Annotated in this window: 13 protein-coding genes and 1 rRNA gene; 8 read left to right on the top strand and 6 right to left on the bottom strand. The window is 37.7% G+C overall.

Translation table 11 applies throughout. The features are described from left to right. Positions 1-10 precede the first annotated feature (10 nt). Positions 11-505, top strand: a complete 495-nt coding sequence (locus HMPREF1019_RS04345) for a hypothetical protein (protein ID WP_009294455.1) — start codon at positions 11-13, stop codon at positions 503-505. A gap of 30 nt (positions 506-535) precedes the next feature. On the opposite strand, the gene HMPREF1019_RS04340 is transcribed toward HMPREF1019_RS04345, so the two are convergent. The 6 genes from HMPREF1019_RS04340 to HMPREF1019_RS04315 all read right to left on the bottom strand — a co-directional run bounded on the left by HMPREF1019_RS04340 (position 536) and on the right by HMPREF1019_RS04315 (position 7211). Beyond that, positions 536-871, bottom strand: a complete 336-nt coding sequence (locus HMPREF1019_RS04340; RefSeq protein WP_009294453.1) for a Fic family protein — start codon at positions 869-871, stop codon at positions 536-538. 248 nt (positions 872-1119) lie between these two features. Beyond that, positions 1120-1389 carry a DUF4172 domain-containing protein gene (locus HMPREF1019_RS04335; protein WP_009294449.1) on the bottom strand — a complete coding sequence of 90 codons (270 nt, stop codon included), beginning with the start codon at positions 1387-1389 and terminating at the stop codon, positions 1120-1122. Between the two features lie 150 nt (positions 1390-1539). Continuing rightward, positions 1540-1962, bottom strand: a complete 423-nt coding sequence (locus HMPREF1019_RS04330; protein WP_009294447.1) for a hypothetical protein — start codon at positions 1960-1962, stop codon at positions 1540-1542. A 1-nt stretch (position 1963) separates the two neighbouring features. Beyond that, entirely contained in the window at positions 1964-2752 is a 789-nt protein-coding gene (locus HMPREF1019_RS04325; protein WP_009294445.1) for a peptidoglycan-binding protein, read from the bottom strand. Between the two features lie 145 nt (positions 2753-2897). Further along, positions 2898-4709: a glutamine--fructose-6-phosphate transaminase (isomerizing) gene (glmS, locus tag HMPREF1019_RS04320; RefSeq protein ID WP_009294444.1), complete on the bottom strand. Its 1812-nt coding sequence runs from the start codon at positions 4707-4709 to the stop codon at positions 2898-2900. Between the two features lie 3 nt (positions 4710-4712). Further along, positions 4713-7211 carry an HD domain-containing protein gene (locus HMPREF1019_RS04315; protein ID WP_009294443.1) on the bottom strand — a complete coding sequence of 833 codons (2499 nt, stop codon included), beginning with the start codon at positions 7209-7211 and terminating at the stop codon, positions 4713-4715. A gap of 110 nt (positions 7212-7321) precedes the next feature. Between HMPREF1019_RS04315 and mqnE the strand changes: the two genes are divergently transcribed. From mqnE to HMPREF1019_RS04285, 7 genes are all read left to right on the top strand, one after another. Beyond that, the gene (mqnE, locus tag HMPREF1019_RS04310; RefSeq protein ID WP_103569336.1) at positions 7322-8386 is read left to right on the top strand and encodes an aminofutalosine synthase MqnE; all 1065 of its coding nucleotides are present in this window, start codon (positions 7322-7324) and stop codon (positions 8384-8386) included. A gap of 11 nt (positions 8387-8397) precedes the next feature. After that, complete coding sequence (locus HMPREF1019_RS04305) at positions 8398-9690, top strand: NCS2 family permease (protein ID WP_009294442.1); 1293 nt, start codon at positions 8398-8400, stop codon at positions 9688-9690. Between the two features lie 12 nt (positions 9691-9702). Next, the gene (locus HMPREF1019_RS04300) at positions 9703-10143 is read left to right on the top strand and encodes a phosphoribosyltransferase (RefSeq protein WP_009294441.1); all 441 of its coding nucleotides are present in this window, start codon (positions 9703-9705) and stop codon (positions 10141-10143) included. 9 nt (positions 10144-10152) lie between these two features. Beyond that, on the top strand, positions 10153-11370 hold the full coding sequence (locus tag HMPREF1019_RS04295) for an ArnT family glycosyltransferase (protein ID WP_009294435.1): 1218 nt from the start codon (positions 10153-10155) through the stop codon (positions 11368-11370). 3 nt (positions 11371-11373) lie between these two features. Continuing rightward, entirely contained in the window at positions 11374-11676 is a 303-nt protein-coding gene (locus HMPREF1019_RS10305) for a pilus assembly FimT family protein (protein ID WP_009294434.1), read from the top strand. 79 nt (positions 11677-11755) lie between these two features. After that, entirely contained in the window at positions 11756-12067 is a 312-nt protein-coding gene (locus tag HMPREF1019_RS10300) for a hypothetical protein (RefSeq protein ID WP_009294433.1), read from the top strand. Positions 12068-12398: 331 nt separating this feature from the next. Beyond that, positions 12399-12552: ribosomal RNA gene (locus tag HMPREF1019_RS04285) — 16S ribosomal RNA — on the top strand; the annotation flags it as partial.

The raw sequence follows: 12552 nt of genomic DNA, 5'->3' as shown, positions 1-12552 counted from the left end.
AGGAGCTAGCATGAAAGTTAGCATTTTGATGTTTGACAAGATAAATTTGTTAAGCTTTGCCAAAATTTATGATTTTTTGCATAAATTTGAAGGTTTTAACATCAAAACCTACGCCCTAAAGCCTGAGATAGTCGATGAATTTGGCGTCAGGCTTCATCCTGAAATTTACGCTGAAAGCCTTTATGGCGTGGATATCTTGGTCGTGCCAGACGGTGTTGGGGCGCTTGGATTAAGGTATGATGAGATATTTTTAAGCTGGATAAAAAGCTCAGCGAGTGCGAAATTTAAGATCGGCTTTGACCTTGGTGTGCTCATCCTTGGCGGGGCTGGATTTTTAGAGGATAGAGAGGCCTGCATAAGGGGCGGATACAAAAACGCGCTGAGTGGCTACTGCGAGGTAAATGACGCTAAGATGTGCGAGAGCAGGGGCGTGATAAGTGTTAGTGAATTTGATGACGAGATCAAAGAGCAGCTCGCAAAAATCCTAAGTAAAGATAAAATTTAAGGGCTTTGGCTCTTAAATTTGATAGAAATTTTATCTTTTTAATGAGCTTATAGCTTGTTTTATGGCGATATTTACCGCTTCTAAATGCCACTTTATCCACGCTGTGAAGTCAAAGTTTAAATTATTTTCAAGCTTTGTCGTCTGCTTTAAAATTTCATAATAATCTTTTTTATTTGCATAAATAATGCTGGTGATAGAAAATAGCTTAATGCTGTTAGCTGCCAAGCAGTAGTGCGCCAAAGCCCTTGCCATGCATCCGTTGCCGCCCTCATAAGGATGGATGATCACAAACCAAAGGTGCGCTAAGGCACTTTTTACATATGTGTTTTCGTGATTTTTATTGATAAAATTTAAAAAATTTCTCATCCTCTATGCGCTCTGCTGACAAGGCTTCGTAGTGGATTTGCACATTTTTTGAAGGACCTGAGACGACGTTCATCTCATCATCTCTAAATTTAGCTATTTCATCTTGTAAATTTTGCTATGGCTGTATTCAAATAAGGCATTGTGCAAGCCATGTAGCCGCTCGAAGCTCATAGGGCTTTGTTTAAATTTGCTTCAAGCATTAGCGAGACTAGATTATCACTGTGTCTGGTCGCATGAGTGTCGGCTAGTCAGTCAAAATTTTCATCTAGTCTCTTTTTTACCGATGAGTGAATGCTTGATCTTTTTAGCCTCTCGCCCTCTATGAGAGATGAGCAAAAGATCTCATCTTCCAGGGCATTAATTTGCGCCTTTAAAAGATCGTTTCTGCCGGTCTTGCTTATTATCTCTTTTAAAATTTCGTGATTTTGCTCTAGTTTATTTATGATGGTACCTATTGCACTTTTATCGAAAGAAAAATTTGGGTAGTTGGGATGTTGCCATATCCACAGGTTTTGCATTATTTTCCTAAAAACAGAGTATTTTTTAATCAATGTATTGAACTTATTTATAGCAGTAAAATTTGGTATATGTGTTGCTTTTGATTTGCTATTAGTAAAAATCGTTTCTTGTTAGAAAAGAGAGCTAAGAAAAGTTAAGGCTAGATAAGATTATCTACCTAGCCTATAATCTCTTCTTGCATCCTTATAACCACGTCTATAGCCACGATCAAAACCATCATCGTAGTCGTCATCGTTATAGTAGCCTCCACGGTAACCACGCTGAAATCTATCAAATCTGTCGTACTCATTTTGATAGTATGGGCGGTAGTTAGGCGGATATGGCGCATAGTTTGGATCAACAGGATAGTAGCCATTTGCACGGCAACTATCCTCGTCAAATTTTTCTATTCCGTTGCGAAATTTGTAGCTTTCTATTTTTTTATCAAAGCTATCAATGCTTCTTATATCGCCATAAATTTTAGCCATTTCTCTTTGATTTATAAGACCACAAAGCCTAGCTTCAACTTTTTTTTCATAACTCATAGCAAACAAAAAAGTTAATGAACAAAATAAAATGGCTAAAAATTTCATATTAATCTCCTACTCTTAGGCTTCCACCTTTGCCAAGACCACCTTTTACGGTCTGTGCTTTGTAGTCTTTTAGAGCAATAACTAATTGATTCATTGAATCAAGAAAAGCATTTACAAGTGTTTTTCCCTCAGGTGTTCTTGAATATGCACCAAGTCCAGCACCAAGAGAAGCACCAGCGCCACCGCCCATACCAAAGAAATCAGTGCTAGAAGCTGAGCCAATGGCTGCTGCTAATTGAACACCTGAGCGATTCTCTATAAGAACCAATGTAGTTTGTGTCTCTTTTGTTGAAAAACCACCAGCTATAGCACCTGCTACACTACCAAAAAGTGCTCCAACAAGAGCGCCTGCACCGCCCGTATCTTCGTTACTAAAGAAAATTTCAGGGCGAATAGTATAATCAGCTGCTACCATTTTACCTTTGCCAAAGCCAGAACCGCTACGTAGTTCGCCCGATCTATCAAGTGCACGCTCTTGCATCATATTATCCATCATAGCGCCACGCTCAACTATAACAAAACAACCAGTTTGTTGTGCAAGAAGGCGCAAAACAGGAATAGTTGATGTGAGCTTGTAGTTGCGTGTTAAATATGAATACCAGTCAGAATTCTGGTCTTCATAAAACGCAAGTGTTCCAATAGTGCTACTACACTTTTCTATTTTTGTGTTAGCGTTTTTGTTGTTGCTACCAGCAGCACTGCCAGTTACACCATTGTTGTTGCCAGTTGCGCAACCGCTTAAAAGTAAAACTCCAAGACCTACGCTTAGTAAAGATGAGCTTAACTTCATTTTTATCCTTAATATTTAAGTTGGGTTTAGAATTATATATGAGTAAATATTATAAAAATATTAATATAAAATTTATGTTTAATAACATAATGCAAAATTATTTTTATGAAAATTTAAGCGGCCAGCAAGATGCCAGCCACATAAATTATTCGACAGTTACGCTTTTTGCGAGGTTTCTTGGCATATCGACGTTGTTGCCAAGTCTAACAGAAATTTCAAGAGCAAGTAGCTGAAGCACAAGCATCATCTCGAAAAATTCGCTCATATAGTGATCTTGAACGCTTGTTTTTACGTAGTCATCGCTTAGTTCAAACTCAAGTGGGCTGATCGCTAAGATATATGCATCTCTTGCAGCAAGCTCTTCGACATTGCTCTTTGTCTTTTCATATAGTAAGTTTTGAGGCATTAAAGCTATCGTAAATAGCTTCTCGTCTGCAAGCGCGATAGGTCCGTGCTTCATCTCGCCTGATGGATAGCCCTCGGCGTGAAGATATGAAATTTCTTTAAGTTTTAACGCACCTTCAAGTGCTAGCGGATAGAAGATATCTCTACCGATGAAGAAGAAGCCATGACCGTGTAAATAGTGCTTGCTTAGGCGGTGAAGCTTCTCTTGCAAAGAGTTATCTATATTTAAAATTTGTGGGATGTGAAGAAGCGTTTTGATCTCGTGATCAAGCTCTTTTTTGCTGATAGATCCCTTTGCAGATGCCATTTGAAGCACAAGCATCCAAAGCACGATGATCTGCGTTGCAAAGGCCTTTGTGCTTGCCACACCTTTTTCGATGCCAGCGCGAGTTAGAAGCGTATTATCAGCTAGTCTAACGATAGATGAGTTATCGACGTTGCAAATCGCAAGTGTCTTTAGTCCAGCCTCTTTTGCGATCCTAAGCGCCTCAAGAGTGTCAGCTGTCTCGCCACTTTGCGAGATGACGATGAAGAGCGAGTTTTTGTTTAGATAAGGCTTTCTGTATCTAAATTCGCTTGCCACTTCGACCTTTGTTCTAACTTTAGCAAGCCTTTCAAAAAGATAGCTTGCAACAAGCGCTGCATGGTAGCTCGTACCGCACGCACAAAGCACGACATCATCGATGCCTTTTAGGTATTCATCGTCTAAATTTTCAAGGGTGACTTTGTGGTTTTTGACCCTGCCCATGATGGTTTCAGACACAACAGCACCTTGCTCGTAAATTTCTTTCTCCATAAAAAATGTATAACCCTCTTTTTGGGCATAGCTCTTATCTTTTGGCAGTGCGTTAAATGTTATGCTAGCTTTTTTGCCGTGTTTGAAAACAGCTATCTCATCTAAGCTCACATAGCCGTAGTTGTTATCATCAAGATATGCCACTTCGGTTGCGTTGCCGATAAGTGGGGCATCTGATGAGGCAAAATATAGCTCTTTTTTGTCACTTTTGCCTATCGCCATAGGAGCGGCATCTTTTGCGAAAAATATCTTATCAGGTGCAGTTTTGGTGATAAGTAGTGTCGCATAAGCGCCTCTAAGCTTTGCAATAGTCGCCTCATAAGCCTTAAATGGGTCTTTTTTCTCTTTTAAAATTTCTTCAAAAAGGTGCACGATCACTTCGGTATCGGTTTGGCTGACAAATTTCACGCCCTTTGCCTCAAGCTCATCTTTAAGCTCTTTGTAGTTTTCGATGATGCCGTTGTGAACGACAAATGAGTGCTCGCCAAGGTGCGGGTGAGCATTGATCTCAGTTGGTTTGCCGTGAGTTGCCCAGCGTGTGTGACCTATCGCCACGCCAAAGCCCTCTGATGTAAAGTCCTTTGTCTTTAGGGCTAAATTTTCAAGCTTGCCAACAGCTTTGAAAAAGTCGATCTTGCCATCACTCATCACAGCCATGCCAGCGCTGTCGTATCCACGATACTCAAGCTCTTTTAGACCGCTTAAAATGACCTCTTTTTTCTCTTTATCTCCGATGTATCCTACGATTCCACACATGTTTTACTCGCTTATTAATAAATTTAATATCTCTTCGCCTTTACTCTCAAGTCGCTCGTTTTTCTCGATCAAAAAGAGATTTCTCGTTCTATTTTTAACCGTCTGAATTCTAGCACTCGTGACTTGAAAATGAAGCCTGTCAAAAACACTCATCACATAAGCCATTAGCCCGCGCTGATCTTTTGCGTTGATGCTAAGTTTGGCGTAATCTTTTGAGTGATTTAGCTCGAAGTTTATCTCATCTTTGTTAATATTTGGTTTCAAAGGCTCTCTTAAAACCTCGCTATTTAGGGATTTTAGGGCTAAAATTTTAGTATTTTCAAGCTCATGATTTTTTACATTTTGGTTAAAGTCAAGCCTAATATAAAATTTTTTCTCAAAAAGCTCAAATATCTCCATATACGCAAGGTCAAATTTGGCAAATTCATAGAGTAGGGCGCTTAAATTTAGACTCTTGTTTGTATAAATTTGAATGCTTAAATTTTTACTATTGTTTATGAAAATTTCGGTTTCGTTTAGGCTATCAGCCACTTTGCTTAAATTTATGATCTCGCTCGCGCTATATTTTGTAAAGACCAAATTTGATGTGATCTTAAAAATTTTCTCTTGAAGCTTTGGCTCAAGCGCCAAAAACTCGCTATTTCGTTTTATAGACTGCTCTTTTTTTACCCGCCTTGTCGCTTCATCAAGTAAATTTTCATCGCTAAATGCGCTAAAAGAAATTTCATAAAGCTCTCTTAAAAGCTTTGCTGTGTAGGCGTTGTAAAGCTTCTCGTTTGTAGCGTTTATCACGCAGTAGCTAAGGATGTAAAGTAGCTTTAAAACCTGCTTGTCGCCAAGCTTTGATATGAAGGCAAAGATGACGCGCTGTGAGTAGATGTCCTCTCTGTTTGAGACGTTGCTCATTAGGGTGTGGTATTTTATCAAGATGACGCCGATGTTGATAGCTTTTTGGCTTAAATTTAGTTTGTTAGCATAGGCTCTAAAGATGTTTGCGCCGATGTTTGCGTGATCTTTGCCACCAAGTCCTTTGCCAACGTCATGCATAAGCGTCACGATCTTTAGCATCGTTTTGCCCTCCAAGCAAAGCTCAGTGTAGAGATTTTTTATAAATTTATCTTTTATATTTTCAAGAAATTTGACGCTTAAGATGCTATGCTCATCAACCGTAAATTCGTGATAGCCGTCATATTCTGCTAGCTGGGAGATGTGCTCCATCGGTTTTATCAAAATTTGTATCATCTGCGCATCGAGTAAGGATTTTAAGATGGCGTAGGAATTTTCTCTTAAAAATATCTTCTTAAACTCGCTTATAGCGCGCTCTAAACCATCTTTTGTGATGATGGCTCGCTTAATATAAAAGATCGCGCTTATATCAAATTTATAATCCACATCTTTTAGCTCTAAAAGCTCATTTATGAGATCCTCGATGAGTGCTGGCTTTTTGTGAAGCGGCACGTAGATGACGCTATTTATCTCATAAAAGCCATTTTTCAGCCTAGCAAATTTTCTTTGAACGAAGCTTAGCTCGCTTTTGAAAAATGGCCTGCAAAGCGAAGCTGCGATAAATCTTGAATAAATGGCTACGTTGTTCATCGAGCTTAGCATCTTTTGGCTGATGACACTCTCGTTGTCTTGAAGCTTTTTGGACTTTGTCTGCATGAAATTTGTCGTAATCTCGACACTTGAAGCGCTAAAAGTATCAGAATTTTGCGTTAAATTTAAGGTAGTTAGTAGGCTTAGTAAAAAGTCTACATTTAGGTTAAAACTAGCGATCTCTTTTTCATTCATCACTTTTAGGGCTTGTGATCTAACTGAAATATCGCTATCTAGGCAGTTTAGTATGCAGTTTAGGTGATAAATTTCATCTATCCCGCCAAAGCCACTTTTTAAATTTGGCTCTTGGGCTAAGTAGCTGATGCTAGAAAATGGCAAGAATGCCTTTAAATGGTAGTTTAAAAAGGCTTTTTTATCAAATTCTTTTAATTTTACGATCTCGCTTTTTACTAGGCGGTATAGACTTTTTGAACCACAGATATATCGGACTTGCGATGTTTCGCTTTTAAATTTGAGATCGTCTTTGTAATTTGTAAAAATTTCATCTAACTCAACGCTTTTTATATAAAAATTTATTCCAGAGCTACTTAAAATTTCGCTAAATTCTTTTAAGAAATTCTTTATGTTGTAGCCTTTTAAATTTTTATAAACTAGTAAAATTTCAAGCTCACTATTTGCGCTAAGTAAGGTTTGGGCGTATTTTCCAGTGGCTAAAACACTAAAGGCAAAGCTGTCATTTTGTGGCACAAACTCATCAAAAAATTCTCGCATAGTTTCATTTAAATAAGATTTTATAAAATCATCATACTCTTTGGCTAAGAAATTTGTGAAATTTCTACCTTGGTTTTTTTGAAAATGTTTTGGCAAATTTGCCTTAAAATCAAGAAATTTCTCTTTGATCTTTGAATAATTATCGCTATTTTTGGCACTTTTATCAGCTAGCATTTAGTGTTTCCATTGTTAAAAATATCTTGGCAAATGTTACATAATTTTTGCAAAAACAAAGCTTTATTTGCTTATAATAAAGCCTTAAGTTCAGCTTTAGGACGATATAAATAATGAATCTATTACAAAAACTAGAAAGTGGCGAGAGATTAAGCAAGCAAGAGGCTTTTTCGCTTTATGAGCTTGATCTTTTTACCTTGGCTAAATTTGCCGACAAAAAGCGCAGAAAACTGCACGGCAACAAGGTCTTTTTTAATGTAAATCGCCATATCAATCCAACAAATATCTGCGCTGATATCTGTAAATTTTGTGCATTTTCGGCTCACAGAAAAAATCCAAATCCATACTTAATGAGCCACGAAGAAATTTTAAAGATCGTTGATGAGAGCGTGAGTCACGGAGTAAAAGAGATACACATCGTATCAGCTCACAACGCAACTAGCGGCTGGCAGTGGTATTTAGAGATTTTTAAAAAGATAAAAGCAGCTCATCCAGAGCTTCACGTAAAGGCGATGACGGCGGCTGAGATTGACTTTTTATCAAGACATTACGGCTTAAGCTATGATGAGGTGATAGAAAAGATGCTTGAATACGGCGTCGATAGCATGCCAGGCGGTGGGGCTGAAATTTTTGATGAAGAGGTCAGGGCTAAAATTTGCAAAGGCAAGGTAAGCAGCGAAAACTGGCTCAAAATCCACAAAATGTGGCACGACAAGGGCAGGCAAAGCAATGCAACAATGCTCTTTGGCCACATAGAAAGCCGCGAAAATAGGATCGATCACATGTTAAGGATCAGAGACTTGCAGGACGAAACTGGCGGATTTAACGCATTTATCCCGCTTGTCTATCAAAGAGAAAATAACTACTTAAAAGATGTTAAATTTCTAGGATCAGCTGAAATTTTAAAAACTATGGCGATATCTCGCTTGGTGCTTGATAACGTTCCACATATAAAGGCGTACTGGGCTACTTCGACGCTAAATTTAGCGATGATCGCTCAGGAATTTGGCGCTGATGATCTTGATGGCACGATAGAAAAAGAGAGTATCCAAAGTGCAGCTGGGGCAAATAGCGCAAATGGCGTTACACTAAAGACATTTTGCGATCTTATTAAAACATCTGGTTTTACGCCGGTTGAGCGTGATAGCTTATATAACGAACTTAAAATTTACTAAAGGAGCTTGGGGTGAAATTTTTTGACTTAGCACAAAACAAAACGAGTGTGAAGCAGGAATTTGGAGCGGGACTTACGACGTTTTTGGCGATGATGTATATCGTGCCGGTAAATGCGATCATTATGAGCAAAACTGGTATGCCTTATGAGGCACTAATTACGGCAACTGCGCTAATTACCATCTTTTCTACGGTATTAAATGGTTTTTGGGCGAACACGCCAGTTGCGATGAGCGTTGGCATGGGGCTTAATGCTTATTTTACATTTGGTCTTTGCATCGGTATGAAAGTACCTTGGCAAACGGCTCTTGGCGTTGTTTTTCTAAGCGGCGTGATATTTGTTGTCTTGTCTTTTACAAATTTTAGAATGTGGATAATAAGATCCATCCCACTTGATCTAAGAAGAGCGATAAGCGCTGGCATAGGCACCTTTATCAGCTTTGTTGCATTTCAGCAAATGGGCTTTATCGTAAATAGTGACGCAGTTTTGGTTGGCATAGGAAATTTCAGAGATCCAAACGTGCTTCTTGGCGTTTTGGGGCTATTTTTGGTTATTTGCTTTTGGGCGTGGAAGATAAAGGGCGCGTTTATCCTGGCAGTGCTTGTCACTTCAGTGATAGCTTGGGTGCTTGGCATAGCTCCTCATCCAACAGAAATTTTCTCAACTCCAGCCTCTATCTCACCGATATTTTTAGAGCTTGACATAAAAGGTGCCTTTAGCCTAGCTTTACTCCCAGTTATTATCACATTTTTTGTGACCGATCTTTTTGACTCGATAGGCACGCTAGCTGGCGTTGGCACGAGGGCTGGGATATTTGACGAAAACAAAAAAGATGGCGTCGTAAAACTTGAAAAAACTCTTGAAGCTGATGCCGTTGCTACTGCAGCTGGCTCGCTTGTAGGTGTAAGTACGACCACATCGTTTGTAGAGAGCGCAAGCGGCGTAGAAGAGGGCGGCAGGACTGGCCTAACGGCTGTATTTTGCGGACTTTTATTTATACTTACACTATTTATGTTGCCACTTTTTAAAGCTATCCCTGGCAATGCCATCTATCCGATCCTCGTAATGGTCGGCGTGCTTATGTTTGCTGAGCTAGCTAGCATAAATTTCAAAGATCCAGCCATCGCCGTTGCGACATTTTTCATAGTTGTGCTCATCCCGCTTACCTACTCGATCACAAACGGCCTTGCATTTGGCTTTATGTCATATGTCATAGTTAAGCTCATAAAGAGAGAATTTAGCGATATAAATTTAGGTGTAGTCGTGCTAGCGCTCATTAGTTTTATCGTATTTTTAGTGCATTGATAAGGATGAAAGATGATATTTTATAGCTACGATGAATTTGCCATTGATGCCAAAAAGATGGCAAAACAGATAAAAGATGAGTTTGATCCAGAGGTGATACTAGCTGTGGCAAGAGGCGGTCTAACGCTTGGTCACTCGCTAGCTGTTGCGCTTAATAATAGAAATTTATTTACCCTAAATTCTATCCACTACGAGGATACAAACAAACTTGATACAATACAAATTTTTAACGTGCCAGATCTTAGCAAATACACTAAAATTTTGCTCGTTGATGATATCATTGATAGCGGCGAGAGTATGGTCGAGATAAAAAGAGAGCTGCTTAAACGCTATCCAAATTTAGATATAAAGATAGCAACTGTATTTTACAAAGAAAAGGCTCTACTTTTGCCTGAATTTAAGGTAAAAGAGGCTCATGACTGGGTTGAGTTTTTCTGGGATATACATATTTAAGGGCGCGATTTGTTAGAAAGAGTTAGAGAATTTGCTAGCAGACACATCGCTTTTAGCGTATTTTTGATATGTTTGATTGATTTTGTTTTTCTACTTTATGCGGCAAATTCTCTTAGTGTAAGCTACAATGAGGCTGAAATTTTCTTTCAAAAGCGCAGCCTTCTAAGCTTTATCTTAAAGCTAAGCACCCATTTTTTTGGTCAAAATGACCTTGCTGTGCGAGGCGTGATGATCTTTTTTTACATAGCAAGCGTAGTTTTGATGTATAAGGTTAGTAAATTTTACATCAAGCTTGAGTTTGACAGGATCATAGCGGTTCTACTTTTTGTGCTATTGCCTGGCACGTTAGCTTCTGCCCTTATCATAAATAATGCTGGAATTTGCATCACTCTAGCGCTTTTGTGCATATATCTTTTTCATATTAAAAAGAAAATTTTATTTGGCATCTTTTTTTGCCTAGCCTTTTTTATAGATGGTGATTTTTTGATATTTTATGCAGGATTTTTTATATTTGCTCTTTACAAAAGAAAGCCGCCTCTTGCTTGGCTAAGCGCTATTTTATTTTTGCTGACACTTTACTTTTTTGGCTTTGAAACAAATGGCAGACCAAGTGGGCATTTTATCGATACCTTTGGCATATTTGCCGCTGTATTTTCGCCATTTGTCTTTATCTTTTTTGTATATACGATTTATAGAATTTGGGTTAAGGAGAAGAAGGATCTTTTGTGGTTTATCGCCATTTGCTCATTTTGCTTTTGTATGATAGTCTCTGTGCGCCAAAGGCTGGAGCTTGAGCAGTTTTTGCCATTTTGCGTGATCGCAACACCACTTATGGTAAGAGTTTTTTTCAACTCATATCGCGTGAGGCTGCCAAAATTTAGAAAAGGTCATAAAATTTGCACTAGCTTAGTGATGCTTTTTTTGATATTTAACTGGTCAGCGATCATCTTTAATCAAATTTTTTACCTATTTTTAAACGATCCTACAAAACACCTCACTTATAAATTTGATGTAGCAAAAGAGCTGGCAGATAAGCTAAAAGAGGCTGGAGTGCAAGATATAGCGACTGAAGATACAAGGCTTGCGCTAAGACTTAAATTTTATGGGATAAAAACAAAAAGCTATTCTAAAAATTTATTAGCAAGTGCCGATTTAGATGAAAAATCGAAATTTAGTATAGAAAAAATGGGAAGAGTAGTTGCAAATTTCAATATCAAGGAACGATAAACTATGAAAAAAAGAGCTTTTACGATGATAGAGCTTATTTTTGTTATTGTTGTTGTTGGAATTTTAGCTGCCATTATGATCCCAAAACTAAACAGAAATGCCTCAAGAGAAGCTGCAAATCAGATCCTAACTCATATCAGATATACTCAACACCTCGCTATGCAGGATGATAAATACGCTCAATCGGTTGATGAAAAGCTATGGTTTAAAATGAGATGGGGAATAACGTTTAATGAAACTAGTTTAAAGGAATGTTCTATAGATGAGCTAGGAGTTAAGACCTGGAAATATAGTTGTTTTTTTTGATAAAAGAGGCAAAAAAATTTTTAGTGGAAATATAAATTCAGAAAAAGAAGTTGCTAGTGATATTTATAAAAACGGCAAGTTGCTTAGTGGCGGATGGAGTGGAATAACATCGGAGTCTACCTGTAGGAGATTAAATAAAGAATCAAATTTAGGAAAGAGATTCAATATAACATTAATTGAATTTAAAAATGGTTGTGATAGGATGCAAACAATAAATTTTGACGAAATGGGTCGTTTGATGAAAGTTGTAAGTATTACAAAAAATAACGGCGCAAAACGACCTTATGATAGACTTCTTAAAAAAGACTGTGAAATAAATATATTTGATAAATATGGTAATAAAACAACTATAGTTATAGAAAAGGAAAGTGGTTTTTCCTATATTAAATGAAAAAGGAAATAGTTTTGTAAAAACTAAAAATATTCATTTTTTCAGAAAATATTGTTTTGTTTAATTTTACTTTAAGCATCCCTCATATATAATTCCAGCTCACGAAACGAGAAACCACCTTTAACTTCAACGTTAATAAAGCCTTTTTCTTATCGTTGTTCTTTTAACTTACAATTGTTAAACTATTAGTCAATCTTTGAAATCTAAACAAGTGATCGATTGAGCCAGTCTATTATGATTAAATAATAGATTAGACAAACTAATATAAAAACTAAAAGTTTTTTTGATTAAAAACTTCATAATAAAAATCCTATCTATTAGATAGGTAATTAATATGGAGAGTTTGATCCTGGCTCAGAGTGAACGCTGGCGGCGTGCCTAATACATGCAAGTCGAACGGACGAGTAAGAGCTTGCTCTTATGAGTTAGTGGCGCACGGGTGAGTAATGTATAGCTAATCTGCCCTACACTAGAGGACAACAGTT

It is taken from the genome of Campylobacter sp. 10_1_50 (assembly GCF_000238755.1).
Classification (GTDB): domain Bacteria; phylum Campylobacterota; class Campylobacteria; order Campylobacterales; family Campylobacteraceae; genus Campylobacter_A; species Campylobacter_A concisus_R.
Note: the sequence above shows the minus strand (reverse complement) of the source record. Positions and strands in the feature narration are given on the sequence as shown.